Annotated in this window: 26 protein-coding genes; 5 read left to right on the top strand and 21 right to left on the bottom strand. The window is 65.3% G+C overall.

Translation table 11 applies throughout. From position 1 onward, the window contains the following. From OC534_RS12795 to OC534_RS12785, 3 genes are all read left to right on the top strand, one after another. Nucleotides 1-738 (top strand): SDR family oxidoreductase, encoded by a 738-nt coding sequence (locus OC534_RS12795; protein WP_136005904.1) that lies wholly within the window; start codon nt 1-3, stop codon nt 736-738. Continuing rightward, nucleotides 732-2,162: an efflux transporter outer membrane subunit gene (locus tag OC534_RS12790; protein ID WP_017356105.1), complete on the top strand. Its 1,431-nt coding sequence runs from the start codon at nt 732-734 to the stop codon at nt 2,160-2,162. The genes OC534_RS12795 and OC534_RS12790 overlap by 7 nt, the downstream gene beginning before the upstream one ends. A 170-nt stretch (nt 2,163-2,332) precedes the next feature. Next, nucleotides 2,333-2,599, top strand: coding sequence for a hypothetical protein (locus OC534_RS12785; protein ID WP_017356106.1), 267 nt, complete (start codon nt 2,333-2,335; stop codon nt 2,597-2,599). Nucleotides 2,600-2,602: 3 nt separating this feature from the next. On the opposite strand, the gene OC534_RS12780 is transcribed toward OC534_RS12785, so the two are convergent. The 5 genes from OC534_RS12780 to OC534_RS12760 form a co-directional block, all read right to left on the bottom strand. Continuing rightward, the gene (locus OC534_RS12780; RefSeq protein WP_136005906.1) at nt 2,603-2,986 is read right to left on the bottom strand and encodes a VOC family protein; all 384 of its coding nucleotides are present in this window, start codon (nt 2,984-2,986) and stop codon (nt 2,603-2,605) included. A gap of 98 nt (nt 2,987-3,084) precedes the next feature. After that, nucleotides 3,085-3,960, bottom strand: coding sequence for an endonuclease/exonuclease/phosphatase family protein (locus tag OC534_RS12775; RefSeq protein WP_017356108.1), 876 nt, complete (start codon nt 3,958-3,960; stop codon nt 3,085-3,087). A 148-nt stretch (nt 3,961-4,108) separates the two neighbouring features. Then, nucleotides 4,109-4,777: a hypothetical protein gene (locus tag OC534_RS12770; protein WP_262071942.1), complete on the bottom strand. Its 669-nt coding sequence runs from the start codon at nt 4,775-4,777 to the stop codon at nt 4,109-4,111. A 5-nt stretch (nt 4,778-4,782) separates the two neighbouring features. Next, the gene (locus OC534_RS12765; RefSeq protein WP_136005912.1) at nt 4,783-5,193 is read right to left on the bottom strand and encodes a g-type lysozyme inhibitor; all 411 of its coding nucleotides are present in this window, start codon (nt 5,191-5,193) and stop codon (nt 4,783-4,785) included. A 312-nt stretch (nt 5,194-5,505) separates the two neighbouring features. Further along, on the bottom strand, nt 5,506-5,967 hold the full coding sequence (locus tag OC534_RS12760) for a hypothetical protein (RefSeq protein WP_262071941.1): 462 nt from the start codon (nt 5,965-5,967) through the stop codon (nt 5,506-5,508). A gap of 157 nt (nt 5,968-6,124) precedes the next feature. Here OC534_RS12760 and OC534_RS12755 point away from each other — a divergent pair, with 157 nt between their 5' ends. Continuing rightward, the gene (locus tag OC534_RS12755; protein WP_262071940.1) at nt 6,125-6,331 is read left to right on the top strand and encodes a hypothetical protein; all 207 of its coding nucleotides are present in this window, start codon (nt 6,125-6,127) and stop codon (nt 6,329-6,331) included. Between the two features lie 326 nt (nt 6,332-6,657). Here OC534_RS12755 and OC534_RS12750 read toward each other — a convergent pair whose 3' ends face one another. The 16 genes from OC534_RS12750 to OC534_RS12675 form a co-directional block, all read right to left on the bottom strand. Then, the gene (locus OC534_RS12750) at nt 6,658-6,933 is read right to left on the bottom strand and encodes an AlpA family phage regulatory protein (RefSeq protein WP_262071939.1); all 276 of its coding nucleotides are present in this window, start codon (nt 6,931-6,933) and stop codon (nt 6,658-6,660) included. After that, on the bottom strand, nt 6,930-7,259 hold the full coding sequence (locus tag OC534_RS12745) for a hypothetical protein (protein ID WP_262071938.1): 330 nt from the start codon (nt 7,257-7,259) through the stop codon (nt 6,930-6,932). Before OC534_RS12745 ends, OC534_RS12750 begins: the two co-directional genes overlap by 4 nt. Before the next feature lie 370 nt (nt 7,260-7,629). After that, nucleotides 7,630-8,154, bottom strand: coding sequence for a hypothetical protein (locus OC534_RS12740; protein WP_262071937.1), 525 nt, complete (start codon nt 8,152-8,154; stop codon nt 7,630-7,632). Continuing rightward, on the bottom strand, nt 8,154-8,738 hold the full coding sequence (locus OC534_RS12735; RefSeq protein ID WP_262071936.1) for a hypothetical protein: 585 nt from the start codon (nt 8,736-8,738) through the stop codon (nt 8,154-8,156). The genes OC534_RS12740 and OC534_RS12735 overlap by 1 nt, the downstream gene beginning before the upstream one ends. Further along, nucleotides 8,738-9,088: a hypothetical protein gene (locus OC534_RS12730; RefSeq protein WP_262071935.1), complete on the bottom strand. Its 351-nt coding sequence runs from the start codon at nt 9,086-9,088 to the stop codon at nt 8,738-8,740. The genes OC534_RS12735 and OC534_RS12730 overlap by 1 nt, the downstream gene beginning before the upstream one ends. Then, nucleotides 9,081-9,266, bottom strand: coding sequence for a hypothetical protein (locus OC534_RS12725; protein ID WP_262071934.1), 186 nt, complete (start codon nt 9,264-9,266; stop codon nt 9,081-9,083). Before OC534_RS12725 ends, OC534_RS12730 begins: the two co-directional genes overlap by 8 nt. After that, on the bottom strand, nt 9,259-9,765 hold the full coding sequence (locus OC534_RS12720; RefSeq protein WP_262071933.1) for a hypothetical protein: 507 nt from the start codon (nt 9,763-9,765) through the stop codon (nt 9,259-9,261). Before OC534_RS12720 ends, OC534_RS12725 begins: the two co-directional genes overlap by 8 nt. Continuing rightward, nucleotides 9,762-10,307, bottom strand: coding sequence for a hypothetical protein (locus OC534_RS12715; protein ID WP_262071932.1), 546 nt, complete (start codon nt 10,305-10,307; stop codon nt 9,762-9,764). The genes OC534_RS12720 and OC534_RS12715 overlap by 4 nt, the downstream gene beginning before the upstream one ends. Next, on the bottom strand, nt 10,300-10,482 hold the full coding sequence (locus tag OC534_RS12710; RefSeq protein ID WP_262071931.1) for a hypothetical protein: 183 nt from the start codon (nt 10,480-10,482) through the stop codon (nt 10,300-10,302). The genes OC534_RS12715 and OC534_RS12710 overlap by 8 nt, the downstream gene beginning before the upstream one ends. Beyond that, entirely contained in the window at nt 10,470-10,604 is a 135-nt protein-coding gene (locus tag OC534_RS12705) for a hypothetical protein (RefSeq protein WP_262071930.1), read from the bottom strand. Before OC534_RS12705 ends, OC534_RS12710 begins: the two co-directional genes overlap by 13 nt. After that, nucleotides 10,601-10,837 carry a hypothetical protein gene (locus OC534_RS12700; RefSeq protein WP_262071929.1) on the bottom strand — a complete coding sequence of 79 codons (237 nt, stop codon included), beginning with the start codon at nt 10,835-10,837 and terminating at the stop codon, nt 10,601-10,603. The genes OC534_RS12705 and OC534_RS12700 overlap by 4 nt, the downstream gene beginning before the upstream one ends. Continuing rightward, nucleotides 10,834-11,064 carry a hypothetical protein gene (locus OC534_RS12695; RefSeq protein WP_262071928.1) on the bottom strand — a complete coding sequence of 77 codons (231 nt, stop codon included), beginning with the start codon at nt 11,062-11,064 and terminating at the stop codon, nt 10,834-10,836. The genes OC534_RS12700 and OC534_RS12695 overlap by 4 nt, the downstream gene beginning before the upstream one ends. Continuing rightward, nucleotides 11,061-11,252, bottom strand: coding sequence for a hypothetical protein (locus tag OC534_RS12690; protein WP_262071927.1), 192 nt, complete (start codon nt 11,250-11,252; stop codon nt 11,061-11,063). The genes OC534_RS12695 and OC534_RS12690 overlap by 4 nt, the downstream gene beginning before the upstream one ends. 167 nt (nt 11,253-11,419) lie before the next feature. Then, nucleotides 11,420-12,166, bottom strand: a complete 747-nt coding sequence (locus tag OC534_RS12685) for a DUF1828 domain-containing protein (RefSeq protein ID WP_262071926.1) — start codon at nt 12,164-12,166, stop codon at nt 11,420-11,422. Nucleotides 12,167-12,168: 2 nt separating this feature from the next. Beyond that, complete coding sequence (locus OC534_RS12680) at nt 12,169-12,663, bottom strand: hypothetical protein (RefSeq protein ID WP_262071925.1); 495 nt, start codon at nt 12,661-12,663, stop codon at nt 12,169-12,171. A gap of 15 nt (nt 12,664-12,678) precedes the next feature. After that, nucleotides 12,679-13,347, bottom strand: coding sequence for a S24 family peptidase (locus tag OC534_RS12675; protein WP_262071924.1), 669 nt, complete (start codon nt 13,345-13,347; stop codon nt 12,679-12,681). Nucleotides 13,348-13,663: 316 nt separating this feature from the next. On the opposite strand from OC534_RS12675, the gene OC534_RS12670 reads away from it, so the two are divergent. Next, complete coding sequence (locus OC534_RS12670; protein WP_262071923.1) at nt 13,664-13,891, top strand: hypothetical protein; 228 nt, start codon at nt 13,664-13,666, stop codon at nt 13,889-13,891. The last annotated feature ends 186 nt before the right edge of the window (nt 13,892-14,077 follow it).

Raw genomic sequence — 14,077 nt, 5'->3', positions numbered from 1 at the left:
ATGAATACCGCTACCCAACAGATCGCCCTGGTCACCGGTGCCACCCGCGGCATCGGCCTGGAAACCGTCCGTCAACTGGCCCAGGCCGGCGTGCATACGCTGCTGGCCGGGCGCAAGCGCGACGTCGCCGTGGCCGAGGCGCTCAAGCTGCAGGCCGAAGGCCTGCCGGTGGAAGCCATCCAGCTCGACGTCGGCGATGCCGCCAGCATCGCCGCGGCGGTGCAGACCGTGACCGAGCGTCACGGCCGCCTGGACATCCTGGTCAATAACGCCGGCATCCTGCTCGACGACATCAAACTGGCCCCGTCGGCGCAGACCCTGCAGACCTGGCGCGATACCTTCGACACCAACGTGTTCGCGGTCATCGCCGTCACCCAGGCGTTCCTGCCGCTGATCAACGCGTCGCCGGCCGGTCGCATCGTCAACGTGTCGAGCATCCTCGGCTCGCTGACCCTGCACAGCCAGCCGGGCTCGCCGATCTACGGCTTTGCGGTGCCGGCCTACAACGCCTCCAAGAGCGCGGTGAACGCCTGGACCGTGCAGTTGGCCTATGAGCTGCGCGACAGCACCACCAAGGTCAACACCGTGCACCCGGGCTATGTCAAAACCGACATGAACGGTGGCGAGGGCGAGATCGAGATCAGCGAAGGTGCGCGCTCCAGCGTCGGCATGGCGCTGATCGGTGCAGATGGTCCCAACGGCAGCTTCACCTACCTGGGCGAGGTGCTGCCGTGGTGATCCGCCTGTTGACCGCGGCCGTGACCAGCGCGCTGCTGGCCGGCTGCGTCAGCGTCGGCCCGAACTACAAGGCGCCACCGGCCGAGCCGGTGACCCTGCAGGGGGCCGCCGCGCCGGTGTTCAGCGCCACCTCCCCGGTCGCCAGCTGGTGGGCGCAGTTCGACGATCCGGTGCTGGAGCAGCTGGTGCATGACGCACTGGGTGCCAACCTGGACCTGCGCATCGCGATGTCGCGGGTCCGCGAGGCCCGTGCCGTGTTCGTCGAACAACGCCTGGACCAGCTGCCGCACGTGACCAGCGGTGGCAGCTATGACCGCCGCAAGCAGCCCGACGCCACCGTGGGTGGCGAGCGGGTCTTCAGCGAGACCTACCAGCTCGGCTTCGACGCCGGCTGGGAGCTGGACCTGTTCGGCCGCCAGCGGCGGGCCGCCGAAGCGGCGCGCGCCGATCTCGGCGCCGAGCAGGACAACCTCGCCGATGCGCAGGTCACCGTGGCCGCCGAGGTGGCGCGCAACTACTTCGAACTGCGCGGTACCCAGAAGCGCATCGACGTGGCCAAGCGCACCCTGGTCAACCTGCGTGACACCCAGAAGCTGACCGAAACCCGCTGGGAACTCGGCGCGGGCAGCGAGCTGGACGTGCAGAGCAGCCGGGCGCGCCTGAAGGCGATCGAAGCAGACATCCCGCTGCTGGAAGTGGCCGAGGTGCAGTCGCGCCACCGTCTGGCGGTGCTGCTGGGTCAGCGCCCGGATGCACTGGACAGCGTGCTGCAGCCGCGCGAGGTGCCGGCGTATGCCAAGGCATTGCCGCTCGGTGATACCACCGATCTGCTGCGTCAGCGTGCCGACGTGCGCGTGGCCGAACGTCGGCTCGCCGCAGCGACGGCGCGTGTCGGCGTGGCCACCGCCGACCTGTTCCCGCGGATCAGCCTGAGCGGCTTCGTCGGCTTCCTGTCCGGCGATGCCAGCGGCCTGGTCAACGGCAGCAACAAGGCATGGTCGGTGACGCCGTCGATCAGCTGGGCCGCGTTCGACTTCGGCACGGTCAAGGCCCGTCTGCGGGCCAGCAAGGCCCAAGCCGACGGCGCCGCCGCCGAGTACGAGAAGGCGGTGCTGCTGGCGCTGGAAGACACCGAGAACGCGTTGACCCGCTACGCCAAGCAGCAGGCGCGGTTGTCGATCGTCGCCGAGCAGGCGCAGGCCGCGCGGCGTGCCGAGCAGCTCGCGCAGATCCGCTACCGCGAAGGGTCCGAGGACTTCCTGACCCTGCTCGACGCGCAGCGCACCCAGCTGGCAGCCGATGACGCGCTCGCCGAGGCCGAATCCACGGTCAACGTCAGCGTCGTCGGTGTGTACAAGGCGCTGGGCGGGTGGGGTCAGCAGCAGGCAAGCGCGGCCGTGGCAGTGGTCCCGTCGAACCGCTGAGAAGACCACAACGACCGGGAGCCCCGATGGGCTCCCGGCCGTTGTCGGGCGTAGGAATATGCCGTGATCGTGCGTAGCGGGCGTGCCGATGGCGACAGATGACGGCATTGCCTCTGCCCGCCGTGGGGGCGCCGATGCTACAAGCCGGTAACCCTTCAGGAGTCGCCGACATGCCGCAGCCGAAACCTTCCTTCTTACAACTGGCCTATGGCGATCCCGGCCTTGCCGACGCCGGGCTGTCCCTGGGTGTGGTGGTCCTGCTGGTGGTGGGTGCCCTGGTGGTGGCGGTGGCGTTCATCCGCATGAACGACGCGCTGCTGGACATGGGGCTGCTCGGCACGGGCGTCTTCCTGGCCATCGGTGCGCGCATCTACCAGGCACGCAACCAGCACCACGCACTGCATCGCCTGATCGAGCGCAGCCTGCAGCGCCGCTGAGCCTCAGGGCCACACGGTCGCCGGCGCCCGCCCATCATCGCCGCGCATGCGCACGATGCAGAACCGATGCCCGGTTGGCGCTTCCATCACCCACCAGCGTTTGACGAAACCGATGCGGCGCGCGCCCAGTTTCTCCAGGCGCTCGGCTTCGGCATCGATGTCGTCGCTTTCGATGTCCAGATGCACGCGCGAGGCGTGCGTTACCCGCTGTACCTCGACATTCAGACCGGCCGGTGCCCCTTCCAGGTCGGCATACTCCGCGCCGTCCTCGGCACGGGCGGGGGCGGCGCGGTAGCCCAGCGCCGCCGACCAGAAGGCGGCGGCGTCATCGGCAGGGCTGTCCTGGCAATCGATGATGAATCCGGCCAGACGGCTGCGATGGGGCATGGTCCTGTCCTCGTTGGAGAATGGGGACCTCTATCGCACCGTCGCCATCGACGCGATGTGATGCCGCTGGACCGCCCGTGGGCCGTCCGGCGGGGGCGTTACCTGCCCGCGGCAGCGGTGGGCGCGGCAGCACGCAGCTCCGCCTGCACCGGGTAGTGGTCCGAGGGCAGCACGCCGCCGGGCGTCTGGTCCAGCGTGCTGAAGCGGTCCACGGTGAAGCCGCGCACCAGGATCCAGTCCAGCTCCACCGTCGGCTTGCCGGTGAAGTCGTGGAAAGTCAGGCGCGGGCCATCGACCTTGCCGGCGAGTCTGCGTGCGTCGCCGAGTGCGGCGGTGAACGTCTTGTAGGTGTCGCTGCCGGGCTCGCTGTTGAAATCGCCGGTGACCACCACCGGGATGTCCTTGGGCAGCGACGCCAGCCGCGAAACGATCAGCTTCGCGCCGAGCACCCGGCGCGGCTCATCCTCATCGCGGTAGGGCAGGTGGGTGTTGAACAGATAGAAGCGCTGGCCGTCGGCCTGCCGCTGGAACAGCGCCCAGGTCACCATGCGCGGGAACAGGTTGCCCCAGGTGATGCTGCCCGGCACATCCGGGGTATCGGACAGCCAGAAGTCGCCGGATTCCAGCACCTTCAGGCGCGCCGTGTCGTACAGCACGCCCATGTGTTCGTCGCCGTTGCCGCCGCGGCGGTCCTTGCCGAACAGCGCGTAGCCCGGCAGGTGTGCGACCAGATACTCGCCCTGTTTCCGCACCAGTTCCTGCGTACCGATCACCTCGGGCTTCTGCTCGCGGATCAGCGTGACCATCGCATCGCGACGGTCCTCCCAGCGCTTGCCCGGGTCGGTATCGGCAGGCGTACGGACGTTGAACGACATGACCTTCAACGCGGCCGGGGCCTGCGCCCAGGCAGTGCCCAGCGGGGCGGCGACCATCATCAGCGCCAGCAGCGCGGGCCGACGGAAACGAGACAGCATGTGGAATCCCTCCATTCCATGAAAACGTTCTCAAAGGGTCGCATGGAAGCAGGGAGAAAGGCTATGCGGGACATGGCGGATCGCGGGCGAACCGACCCGGACAGCGCGCATGGCCTCTGCGCCGTATCGCCGCCCACCGCCGATGCGCTCAATTGGAGAGCAGGACCATCCCGATCGTGATGTTGATCAGCGAGCCCAGCACCAGCACCCACGCGGTGGACAGGATCGTGTTTACCCAGGAGCGCTGCAGCGCCACCTTCAGCCACACGGCCTGCACCGCCACATACCAGAGCGCGGCGATCACGCCGACGGTGACGCCGAGCGTGGTCGACAGCGCGCCAGGCAATCGCACGAATACCATGCTGGTGGACAGGGCCACCGCGAACGGTGCGGTCAGATAGCACTGCATGAAGAACGGACGGCGCAGCGACTCGCGGGTCATCGGCAAGTGCTTGCGCCGCAGCAGATGCGTGGTGGTTACCAAGGGCCAGATCGCGAAGGTGATCGAGCGGTACAGCAGCAGGCTTTCCTCATTGCCGAACACTGAGCGCGACAGTACCCCGGTCCCCACGATCTGCTGGTGCATCATCAGCTCCACCCCGTGCGCCACCAGCACTGACAGCATCAGGAACATCGGCGGACTGATCGCATCGTCGAACTGCCGGTCCAGCTTCTGCGTCAGCTCGGTGTTGACGTACTGCGCCATCCGGCGCGGATGCACGACCACCCGATACAGGGTGCGCGGAAAGAACAGAAACCAGGTGCACAGCTCGTAGAGGAATTCTTCAAGCGACCGCAGGAGCTTGAGGAAGTCCATCGGCGTCAGCGCACGCCGACGGTCAGCGTGAACGGCACTGTCTCACCCCGACGCCCCGACGCACGCATCTGGTAGACCTGTACCGTGTAGCTGCCGCTGGCGGGCAGGGCGCCGCGCCAGGGCATCCCGACACTGCCCTGGCCCAGGGCTTCGGCGCTGCCGGGCTGTTTGCCGGGCGCGAACACATTGAAGTTGGCATTGCTGCTGCCGGCGATCGATACGGTCATGGTCTGCCCAGCCTTGGCGACCAGCGCGTAGCGCGCATCGTCGCGCCCTGTGAACCGTCCCTTCAACGTGGCGCTGCTGGCGCCCTTGGCGAAATGGATGGGCGTGGCGGTGGGCGCGGAAGTGGGCTGCGCGGACAGCGGGGCGGCGGCAAGCAGAGTGGCGAGGGCGAGCAGGCGAAGGGCGGTCATGGCGGTTCCGGGCAGGTGGCAGGCCGCACCAGCATCATGGGTGGGGCATCAACGGGCTGTGGAGATGCTGCAACGACTGGCCGGTGATGGCGGTCATGCAGGGCACCGCCCAGCCCCCAGGCTTGAGGCTGGCAATGAACACAGCCGCATTCTCCGTAATCGACATCCGCTGCGCTACGCCGCAGGACAAGGCCTAGCGCGGTGATTGATACAGTTGTCCAGCACGAACCTGCCCGCGCGGATCAGATCAACGTGTGGGTGCAGGCCACCGCATCCCACGTGCTGCACCACGTAACGGGGGCCCCGCGTCGTTCACCTGCATGGCCGAACCGACAGGACGCTGGCGGTCACGGCGTCGATGTCCACCCGGTAGTTTGCGTGGTCGCGCCTGCGGCTGCAGATGCAGATGAAGGTACCCGGCGACGCATGCGCCGGGTGCTCGAACCATAGATAGGTGACCGCCTCGGCGTTGCCGTTGATCATGAGTTCGCCCGGCACCCTGGTGAACTTCCGCTTGTCGCCGGCGACGACGTACAGCGTCGCGTCGAGCCCTTCGGCATCGTGGCTCCACAAGACGGCCAAGTGCTGGCGATCGGGAGCAACCATGACCAGAAGCCCGAGGTGGTTTGCAAGGCGCAGCAGCTCACCTTCCCAGCGCCAGCACACCTCAATGACCTTGCTGGGTTCCCAGCCCAAGCCGATCATCCGGTCCAGGGTCATGCGTGCATCGATGACCCTGCCGTCTGCCCGGATACGCGCAAGCTCGCTGATCACAACCATTTACTCCGACAGGTGGGGGATCCGGCGGAGATCGATGTCGCCAGGGTCGGCCGGGTGCTACGGTCCAGAACTTTCGTGAGCGCCTCCGGAGCCCCCGTCGTTCCGCGCGGGCAGGCCGCCGCCATAGGGTACGCATGGCGGCCTGTTCTCGATGAATGAGCGTCGTTGCGATGCGATGAGCGATCTCCCTCAACTCGACACGCTTACTCTTCAAGTCCATGAGGTGCCGCTGCGCAGGATGCCGCATAGTCCAGGCAGGATGTTCGTGCAGACGCATGGCTCCGGCAAGCTGCTGATGGACTTTGCCGACGGTGTGAATGAGTGGGGCAAATCTCTGGCACTCACCGAAGCGCAATAGGAAGATTTGGGTCGGCAAGCGTTTCACAACGCACTGCCGGACCTGGAGCGCATCTCAACGGGACGGCTCTCATCCTGGACCAGATAGAAGGCCAATACCCCACAGTACATAGGGCAGCGTCGCTCAGCGGCATAGGGGTATCGGGTTTTGGGGTAGGGCGGACACCCTTTGGATATACCCCCAAGCATCTCATGGGGTGCAACGTACAACCCCGGACAACAAAAAAGCCGGAACCCCTTGTTTGATGAGGGATTCCGGCTTTCTGTGGCCCTTGCGGGGCCATCTGATGGTGGAGGTGGGCTCTACTTGATTGGGGTGTTAAGGCCTTATGCCGCAAGGGGTGGCGTGCCTTCCTCTGTCCCCGTACCCCCAGATGTACCCCCGTTTCCCGCTGCATGGTCCCGCTCCGAAACCCGCTCCGAAATCCACGCCTCGACCTCGGATTCCACCCAGCGAACCGAGCTGCCCAAAGTCACCGGTTTCGGGAAGGATCCGGCCGAAATGCGCGAATACAGGGTCGACTTGCCCAGGCCCACCCGGTCCTGGACCTCGCTTCTGCGGAGCAGGCGGCGCGGGATGATGGGCGGCTGGTCAGCGGTCATGATGCCTCCTTCGCCGCAGCTCGCGGCTGTTTCGTTTTAGAAAATGGGGTCTGCGCGGCCAGCCCCGGCAGCCGCATCTGTACGACGTTGTGTGGCGCCGCGATCGAGGGCAGCACCTTGCGCGCGCTGCGGGCGGGGCGATTGATGCGCCGCCATTCCGCCAGGGCTGCCTCGGGCTCTGCGTGCTTGCTGGTCGCCCTGCAACGGCACTCGACGAGGTGGCCGCCGCCGGCGGTCAGGCCGCGCAGGTCGAGGATGTGGCGCGCGCTGTGTCCGGCGGCGCAGGCCGGCAGCCCTTCGGGGTGGCTGATGTGTCGCTGGGTCATGGAGTGGCTCCTATTTAGATCGATTTCACACGGCATCTATTGAGGTTTGCCCCGGGAAGGGAGACAGTCGGGCTGTGGAGTAGTCGAGGTGTTGCATGGGTTCGAGAGAAGCGCCTGAGTCGTTTCACAGCGTCACGTTGTCGATCGAGCGGCATAGCTACACGGCGCACCTCTGGCGCGGAGGTCCCGCGCAGTGGCGTCTGCTGTCCGTGGAAGTTTGTGGCGTCGCAATCCCGGTTCTGGAGCGGGTCGACTTTGCTTCTTGTCGAGCGTCGCTGGAGGCTGCTGAGCGCGCCGTCATCGCGGAGCTGGCGGAACAGAAGTCGGGGCATCGAGGCGCAGCCTGACGAGGCTTCTAGGGGATCGTCCATCAGGCGACTTCCTCCGCACTCGGGTCTCCCCAGGCTTCGAAATGGATCCCCGCCCGGAGCTTCGCCCCAGGTCGGGGTGCGAACGCCGGCCGATGGATCGCGGAAACAAGCAGCTGCGTCTCTGCGCGCTTGTTGGCCGCAGCGCGGAACGGGGCGGCGTGCCAGTTGCAATTTCCCAGCGGAACGCCGTGCGCAGGCTTCAGACAGCGGCCATCCCATTCCAGCAAGCCCCAGCCCATCGGCAGGTCATCAGGCCGAATCACCCCGGCGGGTGCGGCATAGAAGCGCCAGTCGCCAACAGCGCGAGCGGGATCGACGCGGTGTGGCTTTTTCGCATCAGCGAGGAAGTCCGAGCGGCTGGCCTTGACCTCTACTGCCATGGAGACGGCATCGCGCCAGCCAATGGCATCCGGCTGCTCGCTGCACGCGGCCTTAAATGGATCGGCCAGGATCGCGGCGCAGCCATTTCGCCGTAGCCACCTTACGGCAGCCGCAACGATTTCGTTGTGAACCGGCCCAGCCATCAGGACACCTCCACGCGCTTGAACTCAATGACCCATACCCACGGGTTGCTGTCCCAGTCGCCGCCCGTGCTGGTCCAAAGCTCTCTGAATTGGATGCGCAGATCGTCATTGCCGCCGTCCACGGTGAAGCGGGTCGTGATGCCTTCGGCGACGCAGTCCTGCGCGCTGATCGCCTGCAGCCGCTCCACGCGGACGGCGGTGATCTCCAGCAACAGGCGGCAGGCTCGGTGTGGCATGCAGATGGAAGACCTCCACGGGGTCTGCTGGAACTGCATCGGCCCTTTCCCGGGCTGGCCAGTCAGGTCGTGGATGATGGTCGTGCGCTTGTTCCACCGGGTGGCGGAGTCAGCCTCGTAGGCGTAGCCATAGCGCACCTCGCCATAGCCATCCTTGACTTGGCCACTGGCGACAGGCTTGAAGCGCTCCCGCACCCACAGCCGGTCGTCGGGCTGGCCGAAGGGGCATTCGTCAGACATCGGCTCGATGCTGCGCTTGGGCGTGGCTACGCGCCGGGTCTGCGTCTTCGCGCCCGCCAGGATGGCGCGCACCATCGCGCCGTTGAACAGGATGGGACGCTCGCGCATCAGCGGGGATCCTTGGGCAGCAGAGTGGGGCCACGGCGCAGCGGCTTCACTGCGCCCTGGGTGGCGGTGGTGTGCGGGATCGGGCCGGTGTGGCGGTACTCGCGCAGTACGTCGGCCACGAACCGGCCACGCTCGCGGCGCTGCACGACGTACTCGGGGAACGCATCGCCCGGCAACAGCGCCTGGGCTTCGTCCATGAGCGCCACGAACTTCTGCTGCCATTCGAGGGGCATGGACTGGAGCGTGCGGCGCGGCACGACCAGGTAGCCGGCCCGGCCGAGACCGAACGCTTGCCAGATCGGGCCGTCGCAGTAAGGGTTCAGGGCGAGCTGCTGTGCGGCGTCAGCCATTGGTCGGCTCCTTCTCGGGTCCAAAAAACTCTGCCAAGCCCAGGTAGATGGCCTGTGCCTGTTCGTGGGTCATGTCGATGGAGATACCGCAGCCTGTCAGCTGCAGGTCGAACCCGTAGGTGTTGACGACGGAAGGCGCGCCTTCCTCGCCGGTAATGTCGATGGCGACCTCAGCCATTGCCCACCCCCGGCGCTGCATCGCGCTGACCGGTCAGCCGTTTCCCAGCGGCGCGGATTGCCTCGCTAATGTCGATGGTTTCGCCAACGGCGTCGTAGGTGCAGTCATCCCACTGCTGAGCGATCTGCTCGACAATCTGCCCCAGGTCGATTCCCTGCGCGGGCGGGGCGGCGTAGAGCGGCTCACACTCCCATTCCGGGCGGCTGACCGGCTTGTGGAGGCTGACGCGCCAGAATGAATTGCCTGGCGCGCGGTACTTCCATGCAATCGGCTCCTGCGCCCCCGGCTGGCGGGCGGCGAGGGCGGCTTGCCACATAGCCCAATCTTGAGCGGTGCGAGCGTTCACGTAGTAGCCCTGCGCATCACACTCGCAATCGCCGCCCCGATACTCCTCGAACTGCGCCCGGGCATCCCCCTGCACGTCGCCAACCTGTACGGGCTGTTTGCCGATGGCGCCCGAAGGTGGCACGAACTGAGCGTTGTGGTTGTCGGTCGTCATGGCTGGCTTCCCTTCGCGTGGTCTTTGATGCGATCGATGAGGTAGGTGGTTTCGGTGCGCCACTTGGCGCGGTCCAGCGGGTTCATGTGCTTCGTGAGGTACTGGAGCTTTTCGAGCGGCTCGATAAGCCAGGTCAGGGAAAACGGCGTGTCGGAGCGGTGGTCGCGGATCGGTGGGATGGGTCTGCAGTCCGGCCCCGCGATCCATTCGGTTTCACCGCACTCCAGGCATTCGCCCTGGCCGTTGCTACCGGCCGGCCACCGGTGGTCCTTGTGCTTGCCGGCGGGCGGGTGCAGATAGAGCGCGCGAAGTTCCAGCTTCCGGCGCCGGTAATGCGCTACGTCTCCCATTTCGGCCGGTTGCCACGGCTCGGTGCTGTATCGCGGCCTGCACTCGTATCGAACCGGGCTCTGCGTGCCGTACAGCTGGGTCAGGAGCGTCTGCGCCCAGGCCTGCACCGCTGCAGCCGGCACCGGCTCGCCTGCGGCGCCGGCGCGGCGCATGTCGCGCACGGTCGAGGCCACGGTCGGCGCCTCAGCCATCGCGACCGCGCCTCCACGCGTCGGGCACCTGGCTGGCGCAGAGCAGGGCGCCCATCAGCATGTAGACGCCGGTGTCGTTGATGCCTGCCCAGTGCATGGCGCCGGCGACGGCCGCGAGCAGGGCGTAGAGCAGCACCAGGACGGCGGCGCGCCAGTGGCGGATCAGTGCGCGCATCGGATCTGCTCGATGAGGCGTGCGAACTGCTCTTCCTGGCGGCGCAGCGCCCAGTGGAGGCCGGCCCACGCGCCGGTGGCGAAACCCAGCACCAGACCGAAGGAGAAGTCGATGGCGTTCATGCGGCGTCGCCTCCGTTGCCGCGCGCTGCGCGGGCGAGGGTACGGGTCATGTCGGATGCCGCGCGGCCTGCGCTCTTGCGGCCGTCCAGCACCTCGCGGCGCGCCAGCGCGGCGGCGCGGGCGATGTGATGCGCGGCGTAGCCCATACGCTTGGCGGCGATGGCCACTGCCAGGCCGGCGCCGTTGGCGCGCGCTGCGTTGTCGATGGGGAACTGCAGGACGACGGCGCTCATGCGGCGTCGCCTTTGGCCCGGGAGAGGGCGCCGGTCACGGAGGCGATTCGCTCCTGCAGAACGATGTCCACATGGCCGTGCGGCGTAATGGCCAGCGCCTCGCATTCACCAAGCAACTCGGCGACGGCGGCCAGCGTCGCAGCATCTTGGTTGTCCGGCCCCCACTTCTTGGTGGCCTCCTTGGCGTTGTAGCGCAGCACCGCCCGCACATCGACAGGGGCGCTCATGCCGCCACCTGCTGGATGCTGCGCAGGTCTGCGGCGGCGCTCAGGAGCTGCGCGGCGGCGTCTTCGGCTTCGGTGGCGGAGAGGTAGACGCGGCCAGCGGCGCCGACGTACATGGCGACCTTGCCGCTTACGGGTTGGGCTTGGACCTGGACGGGTCCGGAAGAGGTGCTGAGGGCCAGGGTGGCCATGCTGATCTCCGTGCCCCGGCCCGGATGGGCGGTTACAGGGGCGACGGAGTTAGACTACGGAATCCCGTTTACTGGTGTCAACGGAATTCCGTTTGCGTGGCTTGCTTGAATCTGAAGCTGTTCATCGCAGAGGGTCGGGCCAAGTCATCCACCGCGGCGGAGTAAGTTCAGTGAGGCATCGCGGCCTGGTAGTGCTCTTGGAAGTCGGTAAGGCGCATAGACTTGGCAATTTGTCCAAGCAGGGCAGCTTCTTTCGACGCCTTGAAGGGCTGCTGTCTATCATCAACGATATAGAGGATATCCTGCGGTTCCTCCCTGTCTCGCTGTACCAAGATCGCTTTTCTCATACGAGAGCTGGTAGCCCTAGCGTCCGCAGGAATCGCATCTACCAGCGTCGGCCCCCATCTGAACATGAAGTCGACAGTGTCGCCGTTAGCTAGGCGGACTATTGGATCTCTCACTATCGCAATAGCCGGTGCTTTCTGCCTCATCATTTGTTCAACTTCGTCCGCCAACGTTTGGTCGGCGTCGCGGGCCTCGAAATGCTCTTCCTGCCAAGAAACGATCTTGGTGAACATGGTCAGGATTGAACGGCCAAGATTCACCTCCTCACCAATCGGCACGGAACCAACAATCGCTCCCGTTGAATCGATGTTGAAGCCGCAATCTTTAGCGATCTGCATTACACCACGGCTTGACCGGTTGTCGTCCAGCTTGAAACCCAAGCTTCGAAGCTGGAAAAGCGTGAGGCCATCGTCTGTGAAGTAGGTGGATCCCCGCGACTGTGTCAGATAGAAATCGAGAGGAGAGCCGCCAGGGAGCAGAATTGGTGTGCTGACGTAAAGCGCTGCGTGCTGCTCTAGATACTGACAGCGCCAACCCAGCGTCTGTAGTAGGTTTTGGCAGGTGAGCATGGTCAATTCGTGCCGAAGAGGTCGTCTACAAACGGAGGTGTCAACGGGTATGCTTCGCTATCGTACACCCGCGAGTGACGCTGGAACCGCTCAATCCACCCAGTAACTGATCCAACGTCAAGGTCTGTCTTCACGCTCCGGGCTCTGTGAGACAAGCCGAACTCGCGTTCATCCCCGAGTTGGATGTGGCTTCCATACAGTTCCAATCCCGGCTCCACGTGAGAGCGTTTGTGGATCGGCATTACCTCAAGCGCGAAAACGCGCAGCCGGCGCCCGCTAGACGCCTGCATGAGACTGTACTTTTGATAGGGCCCATAACTACGGAACTGCACCTCGCCACGGAACTCTAGGCCAGGGATCACTATGCGATTCAGATCAAGAACGGCGCTCTTCGCGGCTATCGCGCCAGCATGATCCGCCCGAGGAGTCCAGACGATTTCCTCGCCAACGTATTTCGCACTGGCACATATCCCGCGTGCTTTTGCCATCCAGTCCATGATGTCTCCTTGGCGCTAGTCAGCCCAGCCGCCGATCCAATGGACACGGCCAATGACCGTGATCGGGTGTCGCTTGGACGCCATTGGCTTAGGCTTCCGCCAATGATGGTCCCCATGCGGGTTGTCGCTCTGGAAGTAAACGCCGGTGTCGAGCACCATAGCGCGCTTAACGAAGTACTCCGGACGAGCCATGCCGTCGACTTGGATCACGTACAGAAGGCCATCGACCACGCGTGTGTCCGATGTGTCGAACAAGATGGCATCGCCGTCTTTGATTGTCGGTTCCATGCTGTCGCCCTTACCGTAGTAAACGGCCAGGTTCCGGCCATAAATCCCGCGGCGGCGCAGGCTGGTCTTCTTGAACTTCAGGCTGTGCGTTTCCGCATATTCCAGAGCCTCGGCGCCCGCGCCCAGTCCAGCTGCCTGGGAGTAGCCAATGATGTCGGCGTACTCGCTGTCTGCGTTCGGCTCACTGAGGCCTTTGGCGCCCTTTCCCGTCTCGAGCCACTCCACGCGCACCTTTAGACGTTGCGCGATCCTATGGAGCTGGGTAGTGGATTTCGAGAGCCCTAACTCGAGGTCGGAAAGGGTCGTTGGCGCAATACCTGCGGCGCGGGCAAGGTCTGCGCGGCTGACCTTCTGCGCTTCGCGCTCGGCTCTAATTCTGTTGCCAATGGTGTCCATGTTCACATTTGAACGGAACTCCGTAACGGAATGCCGTTGACTGCGAACTACGGAATACCGTAGTGTGCCATCCATGGACAAATCATGGTCAGACATCATTGCGGACCTTCAGACGATTGGCATGACCTATGCCCAAATCGGTGAAGCGATCGGCTGCGCTGGTTCCACGGTAGGTGATTTGGCGTCGGGTCGGTCCCAATCCCCCCGTGCGTCCAGTGCGCTCTCTCTGCTGCGCCTTCATGCGGGCCGTTGCAGCGCCAGGGAAGCGGGGGAACGGGCTACCAGAGAGGTCGTCGAGCCATTGGTCGATAGCCGCATGAGCAAGCGCGCGCTGCGGGCGAAGTTCGGTTTCAAGACCGACGCTCACCTCGCGAAGGTGCTGCAGCTGCCGGTTGAGCAGGTGGCGGCCTGGCCGGAAGAGCAGGGCGTTCCGGCCCTCCCGCAGGTGATGAGAATTCTCGGCGTCGAGCCCGAACAACCTCCGGGCGAGACTGCCCAAACCGATCCCGACGCCGAGCGCGTCATCCAAGTGCAGGTGGCCTGATATGCGCGTGCTGTCCGACAAATGGAACCCCCGGCTGTGGCTGAGGGAATGGTTGAACCAGCCATCAAAGGCTGAATTGGTTGAGCGGCAGGTCGCCGAGGCTGCTGCCGCCCAGATGTTCACAGTTCTCGCGAATGAATACGGCGTCAAGCCACAGTACTCGCTCGAACTAGACTGCTCCGCGCG

Origin of the sequence: Stenotrophomonas sp. Marseille-Q5258 (genome assembly GCF_946900935.1) — a bacterium.
GTDB classification, from domain to species: Bacteria; Pseudomonadota; Gammaproteobacteria; order Xanthomonadales; family Xanthomonadaceae; genus Stenotrophomonas; species Stenotrophomonas nematodicola.
Note: the sequence above shows the minus strand (reverse complement) of the source record. Positions and strands in the feature narration are given on the sequence as shown.

Bases quoted from the DNA above. Each gene is read 5' to 3' on its own strand.
- OC534_RS12740 (WP_262071937.1), bottom strand. From the start codon at position 8,154: ATGGCTGGGCCGGTTCACAACGAAATCGTTGCGGCTGCCGTAAGGTGG.
- OC534_RS12765 (WP_136005912.1), bottom strand. From the start codon at position 5,193: ATGACCGCCCTTCGCCTGCTCGCCCTCGCCACTCTGCTTGCCGCCGCC.
- OC534_RS12745 (WP_262071938.1), bottom strand. From the start codon at position 7,259: ATGACCCAGCGACACATCAGCCACCCCGAAGGGCTGCCGGCCTGCGCC.
- OC534_RS12705 (WP_262071930.1), bottom strand. From the start codon at position 10,604: ATGAACGCCATCGACTTCTCCTTCGGTCTGGTGCTGGGTTTCGCCACC.
- OC534_RS12730 (WP_262071935.1), bottom strand. From the start codon at position 9,088: ATGGCTGACGCCGCACAGCAGCTCGCCCTGAACCCTTACTGCGACGGC.
- OC534_RS12775 (WP_017356108.1), bottom strand. From the start codon at position 3,960: ATGCTGTCTCGTTTCCGTCGGCCCGCGCTGCTGGCGCTGATGATGGTC.
- OC534_RS12755 (WP_262071940.1), top strand. From the start codon at position 6,125: ATGAATGAGCGTCGTTGCGATGCGATGAGCGATCTCCCTCAACTCGAC.
- OC534_RS12735 (WP_262071936.1), bottom strand. From the start codon at position 8,738: ATGCGCGAGCGTCCCATCCTGTTCAACGGCGCGATGGTGCGCGCCATC.
- OC534_RS12685 (WP_262071926.1), bottom strand. From the start codon at position 12,166: ATGCTCACCTGCCAAAACCTACTACAGACGCTGGGTTGGCGCTGTCAG.
- OC534_RS12750 (WP_262071939.1), bottom strand. From the start codon at position 6,933: ATGACCGCTGACCAGCCGCCCATCATCCCGCGCCGCCTGCTCCGCAGA.
- OC534_RS12780 (WP_136005906.1), bottom strand. From the start codon at position 2,986: ATGCCCCATCGCAGCCGTCTGGCCGGATTCATCATCGATTGCCAGGAC.
- OC534_RS12670 (WP_262071923.1), top strand. From the start codon at position 13,664: ATGAGCAAGCGCGCGCTGCGGGCGAAGTTCGGTTTCAAGACCGACGCT.
- OC534_RS12720 (WP_262071933.1), bottom strand. From the start codon at position 9,765: ATGACGACCGACAACCACAACGCTCAGTTCGTGCCACCTTCGGGCGCC.
- OC534_RS12715 (WP_262071932.1), bottom strand. From the start codon at position 10,307: ATGGCTGAGGCGCCGACCGTGGCCTCGACCGTGCGCGACATGCGCCGC.
- OC534_RS12785 (WP_017356106.1), top strand. From the start codon at position 2,333: ATGCCGCAGCCGAAACCTTCCTTCTTACAACTGGCCTATGGCGATCCC.
- OC534_RS12695 (WP_262071928.1), bottom strand. From the start codon at position 11,064: ATGAGCGCCCCTGTCGATGTGCGGGCGGTGCTGCGCTACAACGCCAAG.
- OC534_RS12675 (WP_262071924.1), bottom strand. From the start codon at position 13,347: ATGGACACCATTGGCAACAGAATTAGAGCCGAGCGCGAAGCGCAGAAG.
- OC534_RS12690 (WP_262071927.1), bottom strand. From the start codon at position 11,252: ATGGCCACCCTGGCCCTCAGCACCTCTTCCGGACCCGTCCAGGTCCAA.
- OC534_RS12700 (WP_262071929.1), bottom strand. From the start codon at position 10,837: ATGAGCGCCGTCGTCCTGCAGTTCCCCATCGACAACGCAGCGCGCGCC.
- OC534_RS12795 (WP_136005904.1), top strand. From the start codon at position 1: ATGAATACCGCTACCCAACAGATCGCCCTGGTCACCGGTGCCACCCGC.
- OC534_RS12725 (WP_262071934.1), bottom strand. From the start codon at position 9,266: ATGGCTGAGGTCGCCATCGACATTACCGGCGAGGAAGGCGCGCCTTCC.
- OC534_RS12710 (WP_262071931.1), bottom strand. From the start codon at position 10,482: ATGCGCGCACTGATCCGCCACTGGCGCGCCGCCGTCCTGGTGCTGCTC.
- OC534_RS12770 (WP_262071942.1), bottom strand. From the start codon at position 4,777: ATGGACTTCCTCAAGCTCCTGCGGTCGCTTGAAGAATTCCTCTACGAG.
- OC534_RS12680 (WP_262071925.1), bottom strand. From the start codon at position 12,663: ATGGACTGGATGGCAAAAGCACGCGGGATATGTGCCAGTGCGAAATAC.